Below are 23250 nucleotides of genomic sequence, written 5' to 3'. Positions count from 1 at the left end.
TCACCAGGGGCGGATGCTGGTGTGCTGGGACCTCCTAGACCGGGTCGGTGGCGAGCAGCCGTCCGGCGGCGAAGGCGAGCAACCACCCGCCGCCCTTGGGCGTCGAATAGTCGCCGGGCCGCCCGATCAGCCGCTCCAGGACACCCGGGATCACCTTGCCCTGGCTGCACGCCGCGAGGCGTCCACCAGCGACGGCGAGTTCCGTCAGGCAGGCGGCAGCCGCCAGGACCCGTTCCTCCGGCTGCTGGCCGGGGGCCGGCTCGTCCAGGTCGCCGACCACCTCGATCGGCAGACCTGTCGACTCGGCCGCCGGGCCGAGGGTCTGGACGCACCGGCGAACCGAGGCCGACAGGAGTCGGTGTGGGCGAACCACCTCGACCAGGGGGGCCAGGGCCGCCGCCTGCGCCAGTCCGGTGGCTACCAACGGGCGCGCGGTGTCCGGACCGGACCAGGTGGCCCGCCGTCCCGCCCGGGCGTGTCGGACCAGCAGCACGGTGCCGGTGACCGTCGGCAGGGCCGCGAACGCGGCGAGCACCTCCGCGTCGTGCGGGTAGCTGGTCCGCCGGACCGCCTCGTCGACGTCGAACCAGCCCACCTCGTCGACCTCGGTGCCCGGCTGGAACCCACCGGTCCCCACCGCCTCCATCGACCAGTAGTCGACACGCTTCGGTCGCCCGTCGACGAGGTACCGGACGGTGGGCAGGCGCACCTGGGGCACGGCCCGGACGTCGCTCTCCTCGGCCACCTCCCGTACCGCCGCCACCAGTGGTGCCTCGTCCGGCTCCAACCGGCCCTTCGGCAGCGACCAGTCGCCGTACCGGGGTCGGTGCACCAGGCACACCTCGACCCGCTCGGCGGTACGCCGCCACACCACCCCACCTGCGGCGCGGATCTCCTCGGTCACCGCAGCCACCCCGTACGGCGGCCACGGTCAGCCCGCACCCACGCCGAGGGGAAGTCGGCCCGTACCCGACGGACCGTCGCGCGTTCCCGCTCCACCAGCCGTCCGGCGACCAGCGCCGCCCCCGGATCGCCCGAGGCGGTGGCGAGTTCGATCCAGGTGTCGGCGGCGACCGCCGCATCCTGGTGCTCCCCGAGCAGACGCTGCACGTCGGCAAGCGCCTCGGCCAGCTTCCGGGCGTCCTTGCCGACCACCCCGGCGACGGCGTTGACCGCGTACCGGGCGCGTTTGGCCTCCTTGCGTACCTCGTGCCAGTGGTCGTCGGGCCCGAGGGGGTCGAGGCCGGCGGCGTCCGCACCGACCGAGGCGGTCAGTTTCCGCCACGGCCGCCGGACCAGCCGGGGCAGCTTCTCGGCCGCCGGTGCGGCGGCCCGGGGGCGCAGCCGTGGTGCCCGGGCGGCCAACACCAGGGCGTCGGTCAGCGCCACGTAGCGGGGCGAACGCAGCGCCTCGTCCACCTCGGCCAGGGCCGTCTCCTGCCGGGCCGCCAACGCCGCGTCCAGCCGGTCCACCGCCCCCGCGTCCAACGGGCCGAGCGGATCGGCCTCGGCGGTGCGCCGCAACCGCGCCCGCAGGACCTCCACGTCCCGGGCCGCGCCGAGCACCCCGGCGAGCCAGCGCAGCTCCTCCCGCAGCGGCCGGGACCACTCGGGCACCACGAGCGGCGCGAAGGTACGCAGGTCGCTGCGGAGTCGTCGGCACCCCACCCGCATCTGTTGCAGGGCACTGCGGTGGCTGCCCGGGACCGGTACCCGCAACCGGACCAGCGGGTCGTGGGTCAGGAGCCGGAACACGGCCCGGCGGACCGCCTCGGTCACCACGTCCCCGGCGGCCGGGTCGTCCGGCAACCCGGCCGGGGCGACCAGGTCGGGCTCCCCCTCGGGATCCGTGCCGAGTGCCCCGACCTGCTCCGGTACGACGAACCGCAGGGCCCGGACGTGCTTGGGCAGGAAGGAGCCCGACTCCGCCCCGGCGGCGGTGAGCAGCCCGTCGAGCTGTTCCAGCAGGTCGGCGTCACCGCCCCGCCGTTCCACCTCCACCTCACGGAACTTCCCGGCTGCCCGACCTGCCTCGTCGAGGACCGTCACCCGGTCGTCGGCCACCTCGGCCAGCAGCGCACCGTCGGCGGCGCGCACCTGGTGGCGACGTCGACTGGTCCTGATGGTGGCCACCGGGGCCAGGTCGGCACCCCGGGCGAAGACGGTGACCAGCTCCACCAGGTCGGCGGGGACCCCGGCGCGGCGTGGGCCGGGCCGGGACACCTCGTGGCGTACGCCGACGGTGTCGGTCGGCAGCTTGACTGTCCACGGCTCCGGCTCGCCCCGGCGGTGCCGAAGCGACACCCCGGATCGGGCCAGCCGCAGGTCGGCGGTGTCGAAGTAGGTCGCCACCAGCCGCACCGGGGAGCGGGACTCCACCCGGGCACCGGTCGGGGCGACAGGGGACAGGTCAGGCACCTCGAAGTCGTCAGGCACCTCGTACTTGCGTTCCTCTTCCAGCATCGCCGCCACCCTATGCCTGCCGCCGGATCATCCGGACCTGCCACCGACCCGACGGAGCAACAGATCCTGGAGGTGGTCCACCGGTGCCTCCTGCGGACCGGTACGCCGACTCCAGGTGCCGTCACCGGCCAGCTCGAACGCCTCGACGTCGTCGCTGAACGCGGTGGCCAGCACGGCGTCCAGTTCGGCCCGGGCCACCGGGTCGCTGACCTGCACCAGAGCCTCGATCCGGCGGTCCAGGTTGCGGTGCATCAGGTCGGCCGAGCCGAGCCAGAACTCGGCGTCGCCGTTGTTGCCGAACCGGAAGATCCGGGAGTGTTCCAGGAACCGGCCCAGGATCGAGCGGACCCGGATGTTCTCCGACAGCCCCGGGACCCCCGGACGCAGCGTGCACATCCCCCGGATCAGCAGGTCCACGTGCACCCCGGCTTGGGAGGCCCGGTAGAGGGCGTCGACGATCTTCTCGTCGACGAGCGAGTTCACCTTGAACTGCACCAGCCCCGGCATGCCGAGCCGGACGTGGGAGATCTCCCGTTCGATCCGTTCCACCAGCCCACGCCTTATCCCCTGCGGGGCCACCAGCAACCTGCGGAAGGTGGTCTGCCGGCTGTAACCGGTGAGCACGTTGAACAGGTCGGTCAGGTCGGCCCCGATCTCCGGGTCGGCGGTGAGGACGCCGAAGTCCTCGTACAACCGGGCGGTCTTGGGGTGGTAGTTGCCGGTCCCGATGTGGCAGTACCGGCGGATCTGGTTGCCCTCCTGCCTGACCACGAGGGCCGTCTTGCAGTGTGTCTTCAACCCGACCAGGCCGTACACCACGTGGCAGCCGGCCCGTTCCAGCGTCCGGGCCCAGCCGATGTTGGCCACCTCGTCGAAGCGCGCCTTCAACTCCACCAGCACCACCACCTGCTTGCCCGCGTCGGCGGCCTCGACCAGGGCGTCCACGATCGGGGAGTCGCCGCTGGTGCGGTAGAGGGTCTGCTTGATGGCCAGGACGTGCGGGTCGGCGGCGGCCTGCTCGATGAAGCGCTGCACGCTGGTGGCGAAGGAGTGGTACGGGTGGTGCACCAGGACGTCCCCGTCGCGCAGGGTGGCGAAGACGCTGCGGGGCACCTCCCCCTCGGTGAGCCGGGGGTGGGTGGCCGGCACGAACGGCGGGTCCTTCAGGTCGGGGCGGTCGGCCTCGCCGTACACCTGCCAGAGGGCTGACAACTCCAGCAGCCCCCGGACCCGCAGCACGTCCTGGGCGTCCATGTCCAGCTCCCGGACGAGCAGCTCCAGCATGTGGTCGGAGATGTTCGCTGCCACCTCCAGGCGGACCGGCGGGCCGAAGCGTCGCCGGGCCAGTTCCCGCTCCAGGGCCTGGAGGAGGTCCTCGTCGCGGTCCTCGTCGACCTCCACCTCGGCGTTGCGGGTGACCCGGAACAGGTGGCACTCCACGACCCGCATCCCGGAGAAGAGCTGCCCCAGGTGCACCGCGATGAGGTCCTCGACCGGCAGGAACCGCACCCCGGGCAGGTCCCGGCCCACCCGGACGAAGCGGGGTACGTTGTTCGGCACCTTGACCCGGGCGAACAGCTCCGAGCCCCCGTCGGGGTCCCGCACCGAGACGGCCAGGTTCAACGACCGGCCGGAGATGTACGGGAACGGGTGTGCCGGGTCGACGGCGAGCGGGGTGAGCACCGGGAAGATCTGCTCCCGGAAGTACGTCCGCAGCCGCTCCCGTTCGGCGTCGTCGAGGTCACCCCAGCGCAGGATCCGGATGTTCTCGGCGGCCAGCTTCGGCAGCACCTCGTCGACGAAGCAGCCGGCCTGCCGGGCGGCCAGCTTCGCGGTCTTCTCGGAGATCAACTCCAGCTGGGTCCGCAGCGGCAGCCCGTCACCACCCCGGACCGGGAGTCCGGCCTGCAACCGGCGTTTGAGCCCGGCGATCCGCACCATGAAGAACTCGTCGAGGTTGCTGGCGAAGATGGCCAGGAACTTCATCCGCTCCAGCAGGGGGGTGCGCGGATCCTCGGCCAGTGCCAGGACCCGGGCGTTGAAGTCGAGCCAGGAGAGTTCCCGGTTGAGGAAACGGTCCTCCGGCAGGGGTGGGTCGGCGATGGGCTGATCCGGTTCGCGGTCCTCGGCGTACGGGCCTTCGTCGAGAACCTCCTCCAGCCCGGCCGAGGCCGACGCGGCGTCGAGCCTGTCCGCGTCGCGGGGGCGCGGCTCGGCGCTCAGCGGCTCCGGGCGGGGCAGCTCCTCCGCCTCGGCCTCGGCCTCGGCCGGGGAGGGCGTCGGCGCGGCCTCGACGCAGGGCTCGGCGTCAAGAGAGGGCTGGTCGACGGAGGGCTGGTCTGCGGCGGGCTGGTCGGTGGGGCGGAAACGGCCGTCGGCGCCGCGGGGGCGGGAACCGTCGCGGGACGGGCCGGACGCGGCGGAGTCACGGTTGCTGGGGTGCCTGCGAGGGGTGCTCACCTGCTCATAATCACCTGATGCGGGTGAACGGAAAATGAACTTCGCCGGTGGATCACGCCATCGTCGGGAAGGTCACCCGGACGACCTCGCCGGCGGCGTCGGTCTCCACCCGCAGCCGTTGCCCGAGGCGGAGCAGCCGCAGACCGGAGGCGTCGAAGGCCCGGGCCGGGAAGGTGAGCTCGGTGCCGTCGTCGAGCAGGAGGACCCCGCTGCGGGTCGCCGCGTCGTAGCTGGCCACCGTTGCCTGCATGCCGTCACCGTACACCGGGGCCGGGGCGACGAGCGCGGCCGTCCGGGGGCCCAGTCCCAGTCGGACGGCCTCGGCCAGGTCGTCGGGGGTGTCCACGTCCCGACGCAGGCTCGGCCAGTCACCTGTCAACGGCACCGCCCCGCCGGCCCGGTGCGCGGCGGCGGAACCCCTACCGAACCGGGGGGCCAGTGGCGTCCCGGCCGGTGCCGCGAGCAGCACCGTGCCGTCGCCGGGGGCGTCGGCGACGAACCGGCGTACCGGTGGGGAGGCGGCAGCGGCCAGGGCGGCGGCGAGTTCGGTCGGACGCAACGCCGGCAGGTCCGCTGTGAGTGCGGCCACCGGCCCCCCGGTGACCAGGGCCGAGGCGTACGCCAGGGCGGCGTTCAGCCCGGCGTCGGGCACGTCCGGCACCACCCGTACCCGCCCCGGGTCGGCTGTCGACGCCGCCACCAGTGGATCGTCGGTGACCACCACCACCTCGCGGACCTGGCGGCAGTCGGCCACCGCCCGGACGGTGTCCGTCGCCAGGGCCAGGGCCAGGGTCTCGTGTGGGACCGTCGGCAGGGCGCCCCGCAGCCGGCTCTTGGCCGCGCCGAGGCGTTTCACAGGCACCACCACCGTCCAGGTCTGAGCCACCGCACCATCCTGCCAGTCCCACACCGGTACCCTCACTGGCCGGACCCGGGGCGAGCAGGCATGATTTCGCTGCGGGTGCGCGCGGGGGTTCGTGGGGCGTGCGGGGCTGGCAACGAGGAGGCAGGGTGGGGCGCCGGAAGCTGGGGTTCTGGCAACGGTTCGCCGTGGTGCTGGCCAAACCGGTGATGACGATCTGGACCCGGCGGACCTGGCGGGGCGAGGCGCACCTGCGCCGCGACGGCGGCACGATCATCGTGGCCAACCACCTCTCGCACGCCGACCCGATGGTCCTGGCCCACTTCGTCTACGACGCCGACCGGTGGCCCCGGTTCCTCGGCAAGGCGAGCGTCTTCCGGGTTCCGCTGGTCGGCGGGCTCCTGCACCGGTGCCGGCAGATCCCTGTGGAGCGGGGTACGACCGAGGCGGCCAAGTCGCTGGAAGCCCTGGTCGCCGCCATCGACGAGGGCGGCGCGGTGGTGATCTACCCGGAGGGGACCACCACCCGGCATCCGCAGCTGTGGCCGATGCGGGGCAAGACCGGTGCCGCCCGGCTGGCCCTGGCCACCGGTGCTCCGGTGGTCCCGGTGGCGATGTGGGGTCCCCAGCGGATGTTCGACCCCCGCACCGGACGGTTCGACCCCCGACCGCGCATCCCGGTGACCGTGGCGGCGGGACCCCCGATCGATCTGGCGCGTTGGCAGGGGGCCGCACCGACCCGGGTGGTCCTGGAGGAGATGACCGACCAGATCATGCTGAGCCTGCGGGACCTCCTCGCAGAGCTGCGCGAGGAGACACCACCGCCGCTGTGGACACGCCCGGCGGCCTCGGACCGCGCCGGCGACCAGCGGCCGGGAGGCCCCGAGTGACAGGCGGCGGGGTCCCCGGTGACCGCACCCGGGGGAGCAGACGGAGCGGAGGGGCCGCGACGGTGATCACCGGCGGCAGCGTACGGATCGGGTGGCGCGGTGCGGATCGCGTCCAGCGGAGCGAGGTGGCGGCGTGAACGGGCAGGTCGCGGTGCTGGGCGGCGGATCGTGGGGGACCGCCTTCGCCAAGATCGTTGCTGACGCGGGGCGGGAGGTGACGGTCTGGGCACGTCGACCGGCGGTCGTCGAGGCGATCCGCGGGCGGCACAACCCCGACTACCTGCCCGGGGTGCGGCTCCCCGCCCGGGTCACCGCGACCGGGGACGCCGTCGAGGCGATCACCGGCGCCGAACTGGTGGTGCTCGCCGTCCCCTCGCAGACGCTGCGCGGAAACCTTGCCGAGTGGGCCGCCGACCTGCATCCGGACGCCACACTGGTCTCCCTGATGAAGGGGATCGAGCTGGGCACCACGAAACGGATGAGCGAGGTGATCGTGGAGACCGCCCGGGTCACCCCGGACCGGGTGGTGGTGGTCTCCGGGCCCAACCTCGCCCCGGAGATCGCGGCCGAGCAGCCGGCCGCCACCGTGGTGGCCGGCACCGACGCCGACCGGACCGCCCTGGTGCAGTCCTGCATCCGGACCCCGTACTTCCGGCCGTACACCAACGACGACGTGATCGGTTGTGAGCTGGGCGGGGCGGTCAAGAACGTCATCGCGTTGGCGTACGGCATCGCCACCGCCATGGGGTTCGGCGACAACACCCGGTCGATGCTGATGACCCGGGGGCTGGCCGAGACGGCCCGCCTGGGGGTGGCCCTGGGCGCCGACCCGATCACCTTCGCCGGGCTGGCCGGCATGGGCGACCTGGTGGCGAGCTGTTCCTCGCCGCTGGCTCGTAACCGAACCTTCGGCGAGCACCTGGGTCGGGGTGCGACCCTGGACGAGGCGCGGGTGGCCACCCGGCAGACCGCCGAGGGGGTCAAGAGCGCCCTGGCCGTCCGGGACCTGGCCCGCGCCCACGGGGTGGAGATGCCGATCACCGAGCAGGTCGAACGGGTCTGCCACGAGGGCCTGGACCCGCGCATCGCCGTGGACGTGCTGATGAGCCGTACCGCGAAACCCGAGTCCTACGAGTGAGCAGCGATGACTGACCAGAACTGGCACGACGGCACCCGGTGCGTACACGCCGGTCTGCCCGACCCGGTGCCGGGTGCGCCGTTCCTGCCCGGTCCGGTGTTCGCCGCGCCGTACCACGTCGATCCCCGGGAGGGGCCGTCGGCCGCGCCGAACGGCTACGGCCGACCCGACAACCCGACCCGCCGTCTGCTGGAGACCGCCGTCGGCGAGTTGGAGGGCGGGGACTGCCGGGTCTTCGCCAGCGGCCAGGCCGCCATCACCGGGCTGCTGCTGGCGGTCCTGCGGCCCGGGGACACCGTCGTGCTCCCCGCCGACGGATACTTCCCGGTCCGTTCCTTCGCCGCCGACACCCTGGAGACCCTCGGGGTACGGGTCCACTACGCCGCGACCGCCGGGCCGTACCCGTCCTTCGACGGGGTCCGGATGGTGCTGCTGGAGTCCCCGGCGAACCCCGGCCTGGACGTGGCCGACATCCCGGCGGTGGCCGAGGCGGCGCACGCCGCCGGGGCGCTGCTGGCGGTGGACAACACCACAGCCACTCCCCTCGGGCAACGCCCCCTCGACCTCGGGGCGGACGTGGTGGTGGCTTCCGGCACCAAGGCCCTCACCGGCCACTCCGACCTGCTGCTCGGGTACGTCGCCACCCGGTCCGCGCCCCTGCTGGAGCAGGTCACCGGCTGGCGTACCACCACCGGGGCCGTTCCCGGGGCGTTCGACGCCTGGCTGGCCCACCGGTCCCTGGCCACCCTGGACCTGCGCCTGGCCCGGCAGTCGGCGAACGCCGAGGCGGTGGCCCGGGCCCTGGCCGCCCGACCCGACGTGGCCGGGTTGCGCTGGCCGGGTCTGCCGACCGACCCGGCCCACCCGGTGGCGGCGCGGCAGATGCGGCGGATGCCCGGGGTGCTCTCCTTCGACCTCGGTGACGCCGACCGGGTCGCCCGGTTCGTCTGCGCCGCCCGGCTGGTGGCGGCCGCCACCTCCTTCGGGGGACTGCACACCACAGCCGACCGCCGTGCCCAGTGGGGCGACGACACCGCGCCGGGGTTCGTCCGGCTCTCCTGTGGGGTGGAGGACACCGTCGACCTGGTGGCCGACGTGGTCGCCGCGCTCGACGCCGCCGGCACCGACGGTTCGTCACCGTGATCGCGGCCCGCCGGGGCGTACGGGGGTGAGCCCGGTCCACCGGTCGACCCTCGTCGAGCGGCTGCGTACTGCCGGTTGCGTTTTTGCCGAGGAGGAGGCGGACCTGCTCCTGGCCGCCGCCGGGGAACCGGAGGCGGTGGCCGCTCTGACCGAGCGCCGGATCGCCGGTGAGCCGCTGGAACACGTGCTCGGCTGGGCCGAGTTCTGTGGACGCCGGGTGCTGGTGGACCGGGGGGTGTTCGTCCCGAGGGCCCGTACCGCCTGGGTGGTGGAGACGGCGGTGGCGGTGACCGGCCCGGCGTCGGCGGTGGCGGACCTCTGCTGTGGATCGGGTGCGACGACGGTGGTGCTCGCCGAACGGTTGGCGCCCCGGTGGCTGGCCGCCGTCGACCTGGACCCGGCGGCAGTGGCCTGCGCCCGCCGGAATCTGGCCGGGTGGGGCGTACCCGTCCTGGTCGGTGACCTGTTCGCCCCGCTGCCGCAGGCGTGGCGGGGGCGGCTCGACCTGGTGGTGGCGAACGCTCCGTACGTGCCGACGGCGGCGGTGGCCACCCTGTCGCCCGAGGCCCGGTTGCACGAGGCCCGGTTGGCTCTCGACGGCGGACCGGACGGGCTGTCGGTGCTGCGTCGGGTCGCCGCCGACGCGGCGCGGTGGCTGGCTCCCGGCGGCCACCTGGTGGTGGAGGTCGCCGCCGACCAGGCCGGTCCGCTCTGCACGGTGCTGCGGGGGTACGGGCTCGACCCGGCCGTCCGTCACGACGTGGACCGGGACGCCACCGCCGTCGTGGCCGGTCGTCGGCCCTGACGGCGGTGGCGCGGATCCCCGCCCGACCGGCTCTCGCCGGAGCCCCCGGGGCTCTGTCGTCGGGCGGGGTGGCGCAGGCGGTCGGGCCGGTCAGCGGTGGGCGTTCCGCCGGGGTGGGGCGGCGGTGAAGGCGGCCCAGGCGGCGGGGGAGAAGTTCAGGGCGGGGCCACCCTGGTCCTTGGAGTCGCGTACGCCGACCACGCCGGGGACGGTGGCCATCTCCACGCAGGCACCCTCGTCGCCACTGTGGGTGCTCTTGCGCCAACCGGCGCGTTCGAGCGCCTCGCTGAGTGTGGGGGTCATTGTCGGTGGTGTCCCTTCAGGATTCGGAAGAGCTCGTCACGGCTCGCCGCCGGGCTGAGAGCGACGGTCCGCAGGTGTTCCATGATCTTGGTGCAGGTGCGCAGTTCACCGGGGCGGTCGAGGATCATCTGCCCGGCCACCGTCTCCACGGAGGCGATCATGGGGTCCTCCGGGTCGGCGAACTCGAGGATGTGCAGGGAGCCCCGGGTCCCCCGGTGGTAACCGGCGTTCAGCGGGATCACCTGCACCGTGACGTTCGGTAGTTCACCGAGTTTGATCAGTTGGTGGAGCTGGGTCTCCATGACAGCCCGTCCGCCGACCGGGCGTAGCAGCGCGCCCTCGTCGATGATGAAGTCCAGGATGGGCTGCTCGGCGCTGGTCATCCGCTGTTGCCTGTCCAGTCGGACGTGGACCCGCTGTTCGAGTGCGTCGTCGGTGAGGGTGTGCGGACCGCCGAGCATGACGGCCCGGATGTAGTCGGCGGTCTGGAGGAGACCGGGGACCACCGACGGCTCGAAGTTGGCGATCCCGGTGGCCTCCGCCTCCAGCGCGATGAAGTCGATGGTCCGCTTGTCCAACAGGTACGAGTACTCCACCCACCAGCCCTTCTTGCGAGCGTCCTTGGCCAGTTGCACGGCGTCGGCGACCTCGTCGGCGGCGACCCCGTAGAGGGTGAGCAGGGCCCGTACGGTGGCCGGATTGACCAGCGTCTGGGCGTTCTCGTAGCGCGACAGGGTGCTGCGGGTGCTGCTGATCTCGTCGGCGGCCGCCTCCAGGGTCAGGCCGGCGGCTTCTCGGTGATGGCGCAGGGCGATGCCCAGTCGCCGGGCGCGGGCGGTCTTCGGGGCCATGCATCGATGGTCGCACACCTCTCCGGGAAATCGTGCATGAGAGTTTGGCGATGAGAGTTGCATTCATCCCCATGGAGGTGTCAACCTGTGACGGAGTCCTCACCGCCGGTTGTCGTGGCGACGGTGGCGGTGAGCGACCGGAGGGGAAGGGGCGCGCGGCGATCGGGTTTTTCTCCCCCGTACCCGATCGCCGCGTGCCACCGACCAGCCAGCGGGAGGGAAGTCGGATGACGACAGCCGGATGTTGGCCTCGCGTCTCGCGGTGTCGGTGGTGCGCCCGGCCGGTGTTACGCGACAACGAAGGCGCCTGGATCCACGCCGATCTCGCCTACGTCTGTCGCGTCTCCGGCGGCGGTCTGAGCTACGTCTGCCGCGACTCGGGAGGCGGGCTGGCGGCCACCACGGCCGAGCCGGAAGGGGCCGGACGTGTGTCCTGAGACCGCGCCGTCCTGTTCGGAGGGACGGCGATGACGCGTTTCCTTGTCGTGCTCACCGACGTACGGCCACTGGACGAGGGGGGACGCAACGAGCGGACCACCCCGGAGCGCCGTCGCCAGGTGGTCGGTGCGAGCAACAGGGAGGCCGCCGACCGGATCGCCGGTGCCTTCATGGCACTGGGCATGGTCCGAGCCGGCCGACAACGGGTGAAGGTCCTCGTCGTGGGCCGCCGCCTGGCCGGCGAGGTGGCCCGGGTGATGTCGGACAGTCGCGCCGAACGGGCGTGCTGACCTACGGCTCAGAGCATCCGACGATGTCGCAGGTATGCCACCAGCTCGTCGTAGACCCCACCCTCGTTGGCGAACATCGCCACGTTGCGGGCCGTGGCGAGCCACGGCCGGGTCGACGGACGGACCTCCTTCAACGCCCGGTCCAGGTCCGGCTGCCCGATCATCCGTACCTCGCCCCGGCGTACCGAGTCGGCCATCGCGAACTCGGCGGCGGTCTCGCAGAGGTGTGCCAGGTCGGCCCCGGAGAAGTCCTCGGTGGCGGCGACGACCCGACCCAGGTCGACCCCGGCGATCGGCCGACCGCGCAGGTGGTACTCCAGGATCGCCCGGCGGGCGTCGGCGTCCGGCGGCAGGACCAGCACCATCCGGTCCAGCCGGCCCGGGCGGCGCAACGCCGGATCGACGTCCCACGGCGTGTTGGTGGCGGCCAACACGAACACCCCCTCGTTGTCGCCCTCCATACCGTCCAGTTCGGCAAGCAACTGGTTGCCCAGGGTGCGCAGCGCGCTGGAGGAGGTCTGCGAACGCTTGTGACCGAGCGCGTCGATCTCGTCGAGGAAGAGCACGCACGGGGCGTTGCGGCGGGCGGCCTGGAACAACTGGTGCAGGTTGCGCTCCGAGTTGCCGACCCACATGTCGAGCACGTCCACTATCGACAGGGACAGGAAACGGGCCCCCATCTCCCCGGCCACGGCCCGGGCCAGGAAGGTCTTGCCGCAGCCCGGCGGGCCGTACAGCATCAGGCCGCCGCGCAGGCTCTTGCCGTACATCCGGCGCAGCTCCGGGTTGCGCAGCGGTCCCAGGAAGGCCATCTCCAGCCGCTCCTTGACCGCTGCCATCCCCCCGACGTCGGCCAGCCGGACTGTCGACGACTCCACGTCGAACACCCGGTCGGCGTCACCGGAGACCGGGTCGGGCTCGTCCCCGGCCCTGACGAAGCGGGGCGGCACGATGTCGGCCAGTTCCCGCTCGTACGCGGCGAGCGGGTCACCCGCGTCGTCGTCGGCGACAGGAGTCGCGGCGGAGGCGGGCGTGGTGGCCGACGGCGGCCCGCCGGGCGTCGACGACGGTCCGGAAGCCGCCGACGGCGGCCCGCCGGGGGCCGACGACGGGTCGGGGGCGGGCGGGGCGAGGGCCTGCTGCATGAGCGTCTGCGCCTCGACGTTGCCCGGGTCCCTGGCGAGCACCTGACCGAGGTGGGCGATCGCCTCCCCGCCGCGTCCGCGCTCCACCAGCAGACCGGCCAGGTGCAGGCGCAGCGGAAGGTCGTCCGGACGGGCTTCGAGGGCGGCCGCCAGGCTCACGAGCAGCGGGTCGGGGCTCATAGGATCAGCAGCGTAACGAAGGGGTCGTCGGGGCCTCGCGGGGCTCGACCGACAGCTGTCACCGAAAGTGGACGGTTACGATACGTATATGGCTTGTTGACCGATTGCGTCGGACCCCCGTGTTCCCCGGGTATCGGCACCGCCCATTCGCCACGCACAGTAAGGTCGACCGCGTGACCGCCGTCGGCGTCACAGCGAACTTCACAATCGGGACCGAAGAGGTGACCCAGTGACCACCCCAGGCAAGACCCGCGTGGCGATCGTCTTCGGCGGCCGTAGCCCGGAACACGGCATCTCCTGTGTCAGCGCCGGCAGCGTGCTCGACGCGCTCGACCCGGACGAGTTCGAGGTGGTGCCCATCGGCATCACCCGCGCCGGCCAGTGGGTTCTCGCCGACGGTGCCGCCGCCGACCTGGCGATCCAGGGCCGGCAACTACCGGAGATCACCCCGGACTCCGGTGCCGAACTGGTACTGCGGGCCGACCCCACCGGCGGCGGACTGATGGTGCTCGAACCGGGCGAGGGCCCCCGCATCCTGGCCGACATGGACGTCGTCTTCCCGGTGCTGCACGGCGCGTACGGCGAGGACGGCACCATCCAGGGCATGTTCGAGATGGCCGGTCTCCCGTACGTGGGAGCCGGCGTCTTCGCCTCGGCCGCCGCGATGGACAAGGAGTTCACCAGGAAGCTCTGCGTCGCCGAGGGCATCCCCGTCGGCCCGTACGCGGTGCTGCGCAGCGGGATGACCCTGAGCGAAGAGGACAAGCAGCGCCTCGGCCTGCCGGTCTTCGTCAAGCCGTCCCGGGCCGGTTCGTCCTTCGGGATCACCAAGGTCGCCGACTGGGACCGGCTGGACGAGGCGGTCGCCACCGCCCGGCGGTTCGACTCGAAGGTGCTCGTCGAGGCGGCCGTCGTCGGCCGGGAGGTCGAGTGCGGCGTCCTAGAGAGCGAGGTCGGGGGCGCCCCCGAGACGTCCCTGCTCTCCGAGGTGCGGGTCGTCGGCGACCACGACTTCTACGACTTCGAGGCCAAGTACATCAACTCGGAGCGGGCCTGCGAGTACGACATCCCGGCACAGTTGCCCGACCAGGTCACCCGCAAGGTCCAGGAGTACGCCGGGCGGGCCTTCACCGCCCTCGACTGCGCCGGCCTGGCCCGGGTCGACTTCTTCGTCACCCCGGACGAGCAGGTCTACCTCAGCGAGATCAACACGATGCCGGGGTTCACCCCGACGTCGATGTTCCCCCGGATGTGGGCGGCGGCCGGCCTGGAGTACCCGAAGCTCGTCGACCGTCTGATCCGCACCGCCCTGCGCCGGGGCACCGACCGGCACTGATCCCACCGGAGCCGGCCCGTCCCGACGAGGGGGCGGGCCGACTCCCGGTCAGCCGCCGCAGCCCGACGGCGGAGTGCCGCCGGAGCGGACCGACTCCACCACCGTGTCCGAGACCGCAGGCAGCCACTGCAACGGCTGGTCGTACTCCTTCGGGACCGTGACCTGGACCGGGACCTCCCGGTCGACGGTGGTGAACACCGTGGCGTCGGCCTCGTCGGCCCCGTGCCAGCAGACCCGGTTGACGGTCCACACCTCGTCGGTCTCGTCGAGGGTGGCGGCCGGGCCGCCGCAGGTCACGGTCAGGGCGGGATCGCCGTACGCGGCGTTCTGCTCGGGCCCGGCGGTGACCGGACGCTGGGCCAGCCCGCCGACTGTGGGCGGAAGTTGGGACAGCAGGGCGCGGCAGACCACTGTGGGTCGTTCGGCCAGTTCCGGGGCCGGCAGATCGACAGGTGTGCTCGACTGCGGGCGGGCGGAGGTGGGCGACGGGGACGCTGCGCTCCCGGCCTGATCGTCCGGGCGGAGCTGGGCGAAGGCCAACCCGGCGACCAGCAGGGTCACCGGCACCGCCACGGCCGTGGCCAGCCATGCGGCGTTGCGATTGGTACGGTCCGGCGTCGTCTCGCCGGATGACGTCTCAGTGCTCTCGTCCACTTACAGGCGCACCACCGAACACGTGAGGGTGCGGGTGATGCCGGGCACCATCTGCACCTTGCTGACAATGAGTTTGCCGAGCTCGTCGACGGTGTTGGCCTCGGTGAGGACGACCACGTCGTACGGCCCGGTGACGGCGTCGACCCGGACCACGCCATCGAGCCCCGCGATGAGACCGGCCACCTCGCGCGCCCGGCCGACTTCTGTCTGGATGAGGATGTACGCCTGAACCACGACTCGCCCTCCGTCCTCCGCCCGTCGCCGTCGAGGCGGCGGCCCGAAGGGTGAAACTACCCTACGGAGCAGGCGTGATCCCTATCGGTGGTCAAGGAGAAGCGGTGAGCGAGCAGGGTGGGTGGGCGTGAGCGTCGCGGACGTCGGAGAGTTCGGGTTGATCGACCGGGTGACCGCCCGACTGGGGCACGGATCGGCCTGTCTGCTCGGCCCCGGGGACGACGCCGCTGTGGTGCGCGCCCCGGACAGCCGGGTGGTGGCCTCCACCGACGTGCTCGTCGACGGGCGGCACTTCCGCCGGGACTGGGGCAGCGGGGTCGACACCGGGCACCGGGCCGCCGCGGCGAACCTTGCCGACATCGTGGCGATGGGGGCCACCCCCACAGCCCTGCTGGTGGCGCTCTGTCTGCCGCCCGACGTCGAGCCCGGCTGGGCCGAGGAACTGGCCGACGGGCTGACCGCCGAGGCGGCCAAGGTCGGGGCGAGCGTGGTCGGCGGGGACATGTCGGCCAGCCCGACGCTGACAGTGGCGGTGACCGCCCTCGGTGACCTCGGCGGCCGGGCCCCGGTGGTGCGCTCGGGTGCCCGCCCCGGCGACGTGCTCGCGTTGGCGGGCCGGACCGGGTACGCGGCGGCGGGCTACACCGTCATGTCCCGGGGCTTCCGGACCCCGAAGGTGCTGGTCGAGGCGTATCGGCGGCCGGAGGTGCCGTACCCGGCCGGCCCCCTCGCCGCCCGGCTGGGCGCCACCGCCATGATCGACGTGTCGGACGGTCTGCTCGCCGATCTCGGGCACGTGGCAAAGGCCAGCGGGGTCCGGATCGACGTACGCTCCGACGCCTTCGAGGTGCCCCGGCAGATGCGCGACGCCGCGCAGGCGCTCGGCATGGACCCGTACGCCTGGCTGTTGACAGGTGGTGACGACCACGCCCTGGCCGCGACCTTCCCGCCCGGGGTGGCGCTGCCGGAGACCTGGCGGCCGATCGGCCGGGTCACTGCGGGATCCGGGGTCACCGTCGACGACGCCGACCACGAGGGCCCGGCCGGCTGGGACCACTTCCGGTGACGGGTCGTACCCTTCACACAGTGAGTGAGCTGGAGATCAGGGTGGTGCCCTTCGACTCGCCCGTCGCCGGGCCGTTGATCGGTGCGGCGATGACGGAGCTGGGCGCCCGGTACGGCGGCACCGGTGACGACACCCCTGTCGACCCCGCCGAGTTCGCCCCGCCCGCCGGGGCCTTCCTCGTCGGCTACCTCGACGGGACGGCCGTGGGGTGCGCGGGCTGGCGCAGTCACGGCGACTCGGGGAAGGTCGCCGAGCTGAAGCGGATGTACACGGTCGGGACCCTGCGGGGCCGGGGCGTGGCCCGGAGGGTCCTCGCGGCGGTGGAGCGGTCCGCCCGGGACCACGGCCGGACCCGCCTCATCCTGGAGTGCGGCGACCGGCAACCCGAGGCGATCGCCCTGTACTCCTCGCTCGGCTACGAGCGCATCCCCAACTTCGGCTACTACCGGGACGCCCCCGGCTGCCTCTCCTTCGGCCGAGACCTCTGACCCCCGGACCCATCAGCGTCGAGACCGGTGATCCGCCCACGTACCGGTCCAGACCGCGAGATCCTGTATCCACTTCGCGGTGCTCTGCCGGGACTTGACCCGCCACTTCGCGGCGTTCCTCGACGCGAAGTCGTCCAGGACCGCGCGCCGGGTCGCCGTCCACGCGGGGAACCGGGCCAACCACTCCTCGGCCTGATCGGGGGTGTGGCCGCTACCGATCAGCCATTGAGCGAGCAACGCGAGTTCGACCCACGGTGCCGCCTTCGTCGCGTAGGCCCAGTCGACGATCCGTAGGCCGTCCGTGGTCACGATCAGATTGGTGGGGTTCAGGTCGGAGTGCACGAGCGTCCCGCCGGTCATCGCCGGGTCGGCGAACCCGAGCCGGGCTGCCGGAGTGAACCACGTCTCGCCCAGAGCGGGAGTCTCCTGAAGCCCTTTCAGCGTCACCGCGAACACATCGAGATCCGGACTGCCGGGGGACAGGTCGGGGTGGGGACCGGCTAGATGCTCGGTCCCCACCACCAGCCAGCCGGCGGACTCGAAGTGCCACCGAACTGCGGGCGGGTACCAGTCGACGGTGCTGGTCGCCGCCAGCTCGTAACGCAGTGACCGAACGCTCAGCTCTGTCGAGGCCGCCTTCACGAAGACGTTGCCGGTCGGCCCGACGACGGTGGAGGCGATCTCCGCATGGTCTCCACTCGAAGCGGGGAGGACGTCGAAGGCTCCACCCATCCGTCCGGCGATCTCTGTCGTGACGCTCTCCGGCAGAGCAGTCCAGTCACGGCGCATGGGCCATCTCCTCCGTTATGCCTTTCCGGGCTGAGGCGGGTTCGGCGGACAGCAGGACTCAGCCTCGCCGGTCCAGAATTCCATGTCGACCCGGTAGCCGGTGTCCTGCAGCGCCGCGAGCGTGTACGTGATGGCGGTGCCGTCTCGCATTGCCTCGGTCAGGATCGGGCGGTGGTGCACGTAGTGACCCGCGATCTCCTCGCAGGCGGCGGTGTAGGGCTCGCTGATCTGGAGCGCGGCGTGCCAAACGGCGTCAACCGGATGGGTTGGGACGACTCGGTAGGATTCACCGGACGGCAGCAGCATCCCGAAATCGGGCTTTTCCTGCGCGTTGGCGTACGCCTTGAGAAAGACGAGGAACTGTCCGACCGCACGCTCGGCGTAAGTCTGGGTGACCTCCTGCCTTGCGGCGAAGTAGTGGACGATCTGGTCGAACACTTCGACCGAGACGAGGGTTCGGGGGTCTGCGACGGTCGTGATTGACCTGTCTGCGGTGATGGTCAAGGCTCCTCCTCTGATTTGTGGTCAGCGTGGTGTTGTTTTTGTGCCAGGGATCGGGTTTCACCTTCGGACGCGTGGGGCGACCAGGCTGCCAACTGGCCGGGCGGGCGGTTGGTGTGAAGGCAGCACTCCGGGAGGGCCTCGCACACGCCGCGACGATCCATCTGTCTCCTGCCGGATCCGTTCGGCGCGACAGGAATCTGATGCGTGAGCAACTGGAGCGCCTTGCCGAGTGTGCGCAGTTGCCGCACGTGCAGGTGTTGGTTGTGCCCGCCGCTGTGGGGATGTATCCGGGGCTCGGTGGGGGGTTCATCCTGGCCGAATTGCCTTCGGGTGAGCATGTCGCACACGTCGACAGCCAAGCGCGAGCACAGATAGTCACCGAAGCCGCCGACCTTGCTACCCTGAATATTAGGTGGGAGCGTATCCGAAGCGAGGCGCTTAACCGTCCTCTCTCGCTGGACTTGATCAGGGAAGCGGCAGGCACATGGACATGACCGGCGCGCAGTGGCGCAAGAGCACCAAGAGCGGAAACAACGGTGGATCGTGTGTCGAGATCGCCGATAACCTGGCGGACATCGTCCTCGTGCGGGACACGAAGGACCGTGAGGGCGGCACCCTTGCGTTCTCGCCGGCTTCCTGGGCGGGCTTCGTCGGATTCGCGAAGGTGATCGGTCCCGTCGGCTGACCTCAATGCGGGAAGGCCCCCGGTTTATCCGGGGGCCTTTTTCCTGTGGACGCGTCAGCCGGAGTAGTCGGCCCGTGGCTATCTGGCTGGACCATCGGGCGGACACGACAGAGCCGGCGGACCGGTTCCGGTCCGCCGGCAATGGCAGAGCTGGTGCTGGCGTTACCGCGTCAGGCGCGGGCGACCTTCCCGGCCTTGATGCACGAGGTGCAGACCTTGAGCTTCTTGGTCGTGCCGCCACCGGCCGGGGTACGCACCGACTGGATGTTCGGGTTCCAGCGGCGGTTGGTCTTCTTCTTCGACCACGGCACGTTGTGGCCGAAGCCCGGCCCCTTGCCGCAGACGTCGCACACGCTAGCCACGGGATACTCCTGAGATTGAAACGTCATGAGGTCGCCACCAGGCAGGGTGCTGCCCGGGCAACCTGGCCAGGTTACCCGATGCCCCGCCGACCTGGCGAACCGGCCCTGCTCGACCCCGCTGCGACGCCGACGTTGCCCGGGTGAATCGCGCCGACCCCGGCGGGTGTCGGTGAGCGCCAGTAGGCTTCTCGCCGTGCTGGACACCCTCGACGCCGCCACGGTACGCCGCTGGTGCGACGGTGGGCTGGCAGTGCTCCGCCGGCACCAGGGCGAGATCGACGAGCTGAACGTCTACCCGGTGCCCGACGGCGACACCGGAACCAACCTGGTGCTCACCCTGGCCTCGGCCCGGCAGGCGTTGGCGCTGGACCTGGAGACCCTCCCCGACGACGGGGCGACCGGGCACGGGCACGCGCTGCGGCTGATGGCCCAGGGGGCGCTGATGGGGGCCCGGGGCAACTCGGGGGTGATCCTCGCCCAGATCCTGCGCGGGCTCGCCGACGCGGTCGCAGCCCTTCCGGCGGTACGCGGCCGGGCGCTGGCCGCCGCCCTGGCCCACGCCACCACGGCCGCGTACGACGCGGTGACCGCCCCGGTGGAGGGCACTGTGCTCAGCGTGATCGCCTCGGCGGCCGAGGCTGCCCGTGCCACCGACAGCGACGACCTGCCCACCGTGGCCCGGGCGGCGGCCGACGGGGCGGCGCTCGCGCTGGACCGCACCCCGACCCAGTTGCCGGCGCTGGCCGGTGCCGGTGTGGTCGACGCCGGTGGGCGGGGGCTCTGTCTGCTGCTCGACGCCCTGGTGGCGGCGGTCACCGGCGAACACCCAGGCGATCCTGACCCCGGACCGTCCCGTCCCGCCCCGGAGGAGCCACCGGCGGCCGGACCACGACCCCCGGCCGAGGCCGGTGTCGACGGGCCGCCGGTGACCCCACGGCCGCCGGCGGGGGACGGTGCCGACGGGCCGCCGGTGACGGTCCGGGAGGGCAGCTCCACCGAGTACGCCTACGAGGTGCAGTTCCTGCTCGACGCCGAGCCGGAGGCGGTGGGGCGGATGCGGGAGGCGCTGGCCGGGCTCGGTGACTCCCTCGTCGTGGTCGGCGGGGACCGGACCTGGAACGTGCACGTGCACGTCGACGACGTCGGGGCGGCGATCGAGGCGGGGGTGGTGGCCGGGCGGCCGTACCGGATCTCGGTGACCCGCTTCGCCGACCCGCCGCCCGCCGGTGCTCCGGCACCGCCCGGCCCCGCCGACCGGACCGGCCGGACGGCGGTGGTGGCGGCCACCGGGACGGGCCTCACCGAACTGCTCACCGGGGAGGGGGCGGTGGTGGTGGCGCCGGGACCCTCGGCCGAGCTGTTGCTGGACACCGTCCGCTCCACCGGCGCGGCCGAGGTGGTGGTGCTGCCCGGGGACGCCGCCACGCAGGCGGTCGCCGGGCCTGTCGCGCGGGAGGCGCACCGGGCCGGGGTCCGGGTGAGCGTGGTGCCGACCCGTTCACCTGTGCAGGCGCTGGCCGCCCTCGCCGTACGCGACCCGGGGCGGCCCTTCGCCGACGACGTGATCGCGATGGCCGAGGCGGCCGGGGCCTGCCGGTACGCCGAGGTCCGGTACGCCGCCGAGGCGGCGCTGACGGTGGCCGGGCCGTGCCGCGCCGGGGACGTCGTGGCACTGATCGAGGGGGAGGTCCACCTGATCGGCACCGATCTGGTGGACACCTGCAAGCAGGTGGTGGACCGGATGCTCGGGGGTGGGGGCGAGCTGGTCACCCTGCTCTGCGGGGCGCAGGCCCCCGCCGGGGTCGCCGAGGCGGTCCGCGACCACGTCGGGCTCCGGTGGCCGTTCGTGCAGGTGCAGGCGTACCCGGGTGGGCAGCCGCACCATCCGCTCCTGGTGGGGGTCGAATGACGTCAGACACGTCTCAGGTGGACACACCGCTGTCGAAGCTGGTCGGGGCGAAGACCGCGAAGGCGCTCGCCGGTCACCTAGACCTGCACACCGCCGGTGACCTGATCTATCACTTCCCGCGCCGGTACGACGAGCGGGGCGAGCACACCGACATCCGTAGCCTGGACGTCGGCGAGCAGGTCACCGTCCTGGCCCAGGTGCACCGTACGGCGGTACGCCCGATGCGCCAACGTCGGGGCAACCTGCTGGAGGTGACCGTCGGTGACGACTCCGGCGGGACGCTGACACTGACCTTCTTCGGTAACCAGGCATGGCGGGAACGGGAGCTTCGTCCCGGCCGGTGGGGGATGTTCGCCGGGAAGGTCACCGAGTTCCGGGGGCGGCGTCAGCTCAACGGCCCGGAGTACGTCCTGCTCGGCGACTCCACCGACGGGGAGGCGGCGGCCAACGAGGAGGTCGAGGAGTTCGCCGGTGCGCTGATCCCGGTCTACCCCGCTGCGGCGGCGGTGCCGACCTGGGTGATCGCCCGATGCGTACGGGTGGTGCTGGACACCTTCACCCCGCCCGACGACCCGCTGCCGACTGCCGTACGGGTCGGCCGCAACCTGGTCGGGATCGGTGCCGCGCTGCGGGAGATCCATCGCCCGTCGAGCAAGGAGGAGCTGTACCGGGCCCGCCGTCGACTCAAGTGGGACGAGGCGTTCGCCGTCCAGGTGACACTGGTGCAGCGCAAGCGCCGGGCCGCCGACCGACCCGCCCAGGCCCGCCCCCGGCGTACCGGTGGGCTGTTGGACGCCTTCGACGCGCGGCTGCCGTACGAGCTGACTCCGGGGCAGCGCCGGGTCGGCGCGGAGGTGACTGCGGACCTGGCCACCGGGCACCCGATGCACCGGCTGTTGCAGGGGGAGGTCGGGTCCGGCAAGACGGTGGTGGCGTTGCGGGCGATGCTCCAGGTCGTCGACGCGGGCGGCCAGGCCGCCCTGCTCGCGCCGACCGAGGTGCTCGCCGCCCAGCACCACCGGGGGATGCTCGACCTGCTGGGTCCGTTGGCTCAGGCCGGTGAACTGGGCGGGGCCGAGGACGCCACCCGGGTCGAGCTGGTCACCGGTTCGCTCGGTGCGGCGGCCCGACGTCGGGCGCTGGCCGAGGTGGCCCAGGGCCGGGCCGGGATCGTCCTCGGCACCCACGCCCTCCTCTACGAGGGTGTCGACTTCGCCGACCTGGGGCTGGTGGTGGTCGACGAGCAGCACCGGTTCGGCGTGGAGCAGCGCGACGCGTTGCGTGCCAAGGCCGACCAGCCGCCACACGTCCTGGTGATGACGGCGACCCCGATCCCCCGGACCGTCGCCATGACCGTCTACGGCGACCTGGAGGTCTCCACCCTCGCCGAACTGCCGCAGGGGCGTTCACCGATCACCTCGCACGTCGTACCGGCCGCCGAGAAGCCCGCCTTCCTGGACCGGGCGTGGCGGCGGGTGCGCGAGGAGGTGGCCGCCGGGCACCAGGCCTATGTGGTCTGTCCCCGGATCGGGGAGGGTCCGGCAGGCGCGGAGGAGGAGCCGCCCCGGGAGGACGACAACGGTCGACGTCCCCCGGTGGCGGTGACCGAGGTCGCCCCGTTGCTCGCCGAGGGGCCGCTGCACGGGCTGCGCATCGGCGTGCTGCACGGCCGGCTCCCGGCCGACGAGAAGGACGCGGTGATGCGGTCCTTCGCCGCCGGGGAGGTCGACGTCCTGGTCGCCACCACCGTCGTCGAGGTCGGCGTCAACGTCCCCAACGCGACGGTGATGATCGTGCTGGACGCCGACCGGTTCGGAGTGTCCCAACTGCACCAGTTACGGGGCCGGGTCGGACGGGGTGCGGCGGCCGGACTCTGCCTGTTGGTCACCGAGGCGGTCGAGGGTTCCTCGGCCCGGGAACGGCTGGACGCGGTCGCGTCCACCACCGACGGGTTCAAGCTCGCCGAACTGGATCTGGAGCAGCGTCGGGAGGGTGACGTGCTGGGGGCCACCCAGTCGGGTCGCCGCTCCCACCTGCGGCTGCTCTCCCTGCTGCGGGACGCCGAGCTGATCCGTGACGCCCGTACCGAGGCGATCGGCCTGGTCGAGGAGGACCCGGAGCTGACCCGGCATCCGGCGCTGGCGGCCTCGGTCACCGCGCTCGTCGACGCCGACCGGGCGGAGTACCTGGAGAAGGGCTGATCCCGCAGCTGTGGCCGGTGGGGCCTCCCACCGTCGTCGGGTGGTGGTCTTCCA

General features: G+C 72.5%; 22 protein-coding genes and 2 pseudogenes. 12 read left to right on the top strand and 12 right to left on the bottom strand.

The window, feature by feature from the left end:
• Window positions 1–34: 34 nt before the first annotated feature.
• From ABT336_RS09235 to cofC, 4 genes and pseudogenes are all read right to left on the bottom strand, one after another.
• On the bottom strand, window positions 35–904 hold the full coding sequence (locus tag ABT336_RS09235; RefSeq protein WP_350896012.1) for an NUDIX domain-containing protein: 870 nt from the start codon (window positions 902–904) through the stop codon (window positions 35–37).
• The gene (locus ABT336_RS09230; protein ID WP_350896011.1) at window positions 901–2463 is read right to left on the bottom strand and encodes a CYTH and CHAD domain-containing protein; all 1563 of its coding nucleotides are present in this window, start codon (window positions 2461–2463) and stop codon (window positions 901–903) included. Before ABT336_RS09230 ends, ABT336_RS09235 begins: the two co-directional genes overlap by 4 nt.
• 27 nt (window positions 2464–2490) lie before the next feature.
• Entirely contained in the window at window positions 2491–4923 is a 2433-nt protein-coding gene (locus ABT336_RS09225; protein WP_502891142.1) for an RNA degradosome polyphosphate kinase, read from the bottom strand.
• A gap of 268 nt (window positions 4924–5191) precedes the next feature.
• Window positions 5192–5809, bottom strand: a pseudogene (gene cofC, locus ABT336_RS09215) (2-phospho-L-lactate guanylyltransferase); the annotation flags it as partial.
• 125 nt (window positions 5810–5934) lie between these two features.
• On the opposite strand from cofC, the gene ABT336_RS09210 reads away from it, so the two are divergent.
• The 4 genes from ABT336_RS09210 (at window position 5935) to ABT336_RS09195 (ending at window position 9761) form a co-directional block, all read left to right on the top strand.
• Window positions 5935–6675, top strand: a complete 741-nt coding sequence (locus ABT336_RS09210) for a lysophospholipid acyltransferase family protein (protein ID WP_350896010.1) — start codon at window positions 5935–5937, stop codon at window positions 6673–6675.
• A gap of 133 nt (window positions 6676–6808) precedes the next feature.
• On the top strand, window positions 6809–7813 hold the full coding sequence (locus ABT336_RS09205) for an NAD(P)H-dependent glycerol-3-phosphate dehydrogenase (protein WP_350896009.1): 1005 nt from the start codon (window positions 6809–6811) through the stop codon (window positions 7811–7813).
• A gap of 6 nt (window positions 7814–7819) precedes the next feature.
• Complete coding sequence (locus ABT336_RS09200; protein WP_350896008.1) at window positions 7820–8956, top strand: cystathionine gamma-lyase; 1137 nt, start codon at window positions 7820–7822, stop codon at window positions 8954–8956.
• Window positions 8957–8981: 25 nt separating this feature from the next.
• Window positions 8982–9761: a putative protein N(5)-glutamine methyltransferase gene (locus ABT336_RS09195; protein ID WP_350896007.1), complete on the top strand. Its 780-nt coding sequence runs from the start codon at window positions 8982–8984 to the stop codon at window positions 9759–9761.
• 90 nt (window positions 9762–9851) lie between these two features.
• On the opposite strand, the gene ABT336_RS09190 is transcribed toward ABT336_RS09195, so the two are convergent.
• Together ABT336_RS09190 and ABT336_RS09185 are read right to left on the bottom strand one after the other, a co-directional pair.
• Window positions 9852–10064, bottom strand: coding sequence for a DUF397 domain-containing protein (locus tag ABT336_RS09190; RefSeq protein ID WP_350896006.1), 213 nt, complete (start codon window positions 10062–10064; stop codon window positions 9852–9854).
• Window positions 10061–10915, bottom strand: a complete 855-nt coding sequence (locus ABT336_RS09185; protein ID WP_350896005.1) for a helix-turn-helix domain-containing protein — start codon at window positions 10913–10915, stop codon at window positions 10061–10063. Before ABT336_RS09185 ends, ABT336_RS09190 begins: the two co-directional genes overlap by 4 nt.
• Before the next feature lie 467 nt (window positions 10916–11382).
• Between ABT336_RS09185 and ABT336_RS09180 the strand changes: the two genes are divergently transcribed.
• Window positions 11383–11643: a hypothetical protein gene (locus ABT336_RS09180; RefSeq protein ID WP_350896004.1), complete on the top strand. Its 261-nt coding sequence runs from the start codon at window positions 11383–11385 to the stop codon at window positions 11641–11643.
• 8 nt (window positions 11644–11651) lie between these two features.
• On the opposite strand, the gene ABT336_RS09175 is transcribed toward ABT336_RS09180, so the two are convergent.
• A complete protein-coding gene (locus ABT336_RS09175) occupies window positions 11652–12968 on the bottom strand; it encodes an ATP-binding protein (RefSeq protein ID WP_350896003.1) in 1317 nt (438 codons plus the stop codon).
• Between the two features lie 229 nt (window positions 12969–13197).
• Between ABT336_RS09175 and ABT336_RS09170 the strand changes: the two genes are divergently transcribed.
• Window positions 13198–14304, top strand: a complete 1107-nt coding sequence (locus ABT336_RS09170) for a D-alanine--D-alanine ligase family protein (RefSeq protein ID WP_350896001.1) — start codon at window positions 13198–13200, stop codon at window positions 14302–14304.
• Window positions 14305–14352: 48 nt separating this feature from the next.
• Here ABT336_RS09170 and ABT336_RS09165 read toward each other — a convergent pair whose 3' ends face one another.
• A complete protein-coding gene (locus tag ABT336_RS09165; protein WP_350896000.1) occupies window positions 14353–14958 on the bottom strand; it encodes a DUF3515 domain-containing protein in 606 nt (201 codons plus the stop codon).
• A complete protein-coding gene (locus ABT336_RS09160) occupies window positions 14959–15192 on the bottom strand; it encodes an Lrp/AsnC ligand binding domain-containing protein (protein ID WP_350895999.1) in 234 nt (77 codons plus the stop codon). It lies immediately after the preceding gene.
• 127 nt (window positions 15193–15319) lie between these two features.
• Between ABT336_RS09160 and ABT336_RS09155 the strand changes: the two genes are divergently transcribed.
• Both ABT336_RS09155 and ABT336_RS09150 read left to right on the top strand, forming a co-directional pair.
• Window positions 15320–16258, top strand: a complete 939-nt coding sequence (locus tag ABT336_RS09155; protein ID WP_350895998.1) for a thiamine-phosphate kinase — start codon at window positions 15320–15322, stop codon at window positions 16256–16258.
• A gap of 20 nt (window positions 16259–16278) precedes the next feature.
• Window positions 16279–16746: a GNAT family N-acetyltransferase gene (locus tag ABT336_RS09150; protein ID WP_350895997.1), complete on the top strand. Its 468-nt coding sequence runs from the start codon at window positions 16279–16281 to the stop codon at window positions 16744–16746.
• Between the two features lie 12 nt (window positions 16747–16758).
• On the opposite strand, the gene ABT336_RS09145 is transcribed toward ABT336_RS09150, so the two are convergent.
• Both ABT336_RS09145 and ABT336_RS09140 read right to left on the bottom strand, forming a co-directional pair.
• Entirely contained in the window at window positions 16759–17535 is a 777-nt protein-coding gene (locus ABT336_RS09145) for a phosphotransferase (protein WP_350895996.1), read from the bottom strand.
• A 15-nt stretch (window positions 17536–17550) separates the two neighbouring features.
• Window positions 17551–18039, bottom strand: coding sequence for a glycine-rich domain-containing protein (locus ABT336_RS09140; protein ID WP_350895995.1), 489 nt, complete (start codon window positions 18037–18039; stop codon window positions 17551–17553).
• A gap of 188 nt (window positions 18040–18227) precedes the next feature.
• Between ABT336_RS09140 and ABT336_RS09135 the strand changes: the two are divergent.
• Window positions 18228–18533 (top strand): annotated as a pseudogene (locus ABT336_RS09135) (Scr1 family TA system antitoxin-like transcriptional regulator); the annotation flags it as partial.
• Complete coding sequence (locus ABT336_RS09130; protein ID WP_350895994.1) at window positions 18524–18724, top strand: DUF397 domain-containing protein; 201 nt, start codon at window positions 18524–18526, stop codon at window positions 18722–18724. The pseudogene ABT336_RS09135 and the gene ABT336_RS09130, both read left to right, overlap by 10 nt.
• A 170-nt stretch (window positions 18725–18894) precedes the next feature.
• On the opposite strand, the gene rpmB is transcribed toward ABT336_RS09130, so the two are convergent.
• Window positions 18895–19086, bottom strand: a complete 192-nt coding sequence (gene rpmB, locus ABT336_RS09125) for a 50S ribosomal protein L28 (protein WP_350895993.1) — start codon at window positions 19084–19086, stop codon at window positions 18895–18897.
• A 193-nt stretch (window positions 19087–19279) separates the two neighbouring features.
• Between rpmB and ABT336_RS09120 the strand changes: the two genes are divergently transcribed.
• Window positions 19280–20995: a DAK2 domain-containing protein gene (locus ABT336_RS09120; protein WP_350895992.1), complete on the top strand. Its 1716-nt coding sequence runs from the start codon at window positions 19280–19282 to the stop codon at window positions 20993–20995.
• Window positions 20992–23196, top strand: coding sequence for an ATP-dependent DNA helicase RecG (gene recG / locus ABT336_RS09115; protein WP_350895991.1), 2205 nt, complete (start codon window positions 20992–20994; stop codon window positions 23194–23196). Before ABT336_RS09120 ends, recG begins: the two co-directional genes overlap by 4 nt.
• Window positions 23197–23250: the final 54 nt, after the last annotated feature.

The sequence above is a fragment of the Micromonospora sp. NPDC000207 genome, assembly GCF_040300925.1.
GTDB lineage: Bacteria > Actinomycetota > Actinomycetes > Mycobacteriales > Micromonosporaceae > Micromonospora.
The sequence above is the reverse complement of the archived record's forward strand: the minus strand, read 5'-3'. Positions and strand labels throughout refer to the sequence as shown.

Bases quoted from the DNA above. Each gene is read 5' to 3' on its own strand.
- ABT336_RS09230 (WP_350896011.1), bottom strand. From the start codon at position 2,463: ATGCTGGAAGAGGAACGCAAGTACGAGGTGCCTGACGACTTCGAGGTG.
- ABT336_RS09130 (WP_350895994.1), top strand. From the start codon at position 18,524: ATGGACATGACCGGCGCGCAGTGGCGCAAGAGCACCAAGAGCGGAAAC.
- ABT336_RS09175 (WP_350896003.1), bottom strand. From the start codon at position 12,968: ATGAGCCCCGACCCGCTGCTCGTGAGCCTGGCGGCCGCCCTCGAAGCC.
- recG (WP_350895991.1), top strand. From the start codon at position 20,992: ATGACGTCAGACACGTCTCAGGTGGACACACCGCTGTCGAAGCTGGTC.
- ABT336_RS09185 (WP_350896005.1), bottom strand. From the start codon at position 10,915: ATGGCCCCGAAGACCGCCCGCGCCCGGCGACTGGGCATCGCCCTGCGC.
- ABT336_RS09190 (WP_350896006.1), bottom strand. From the start codon at position 10,064: ATGACCCCCACACTCAGCGAGGCGCTCGAACGCGCCGGTTGGCGCAAG.
- ABT336_RS09145 (WP_350895996.1), bottom strand. From the start codon at position 17,535: ATGCGCCGTGACTGGACTGCTCTGCCGGAGAGCGTCACGACAGAGATC.
- ABT336_RS09180 (WP_350896004.1), top strand. From the start codon at position 11,383: ATGACGCGTTTCCTTGTCGTGCTCACCGACGTACGGCCACTGGACGAG.
- ABT336_RS09200 (WP_350896008.1), top strand. From the start codon at position 7,820: ATGACTGACCAGAACTGGCACGACGGCACCCGGTGCGTACACGCCGGT.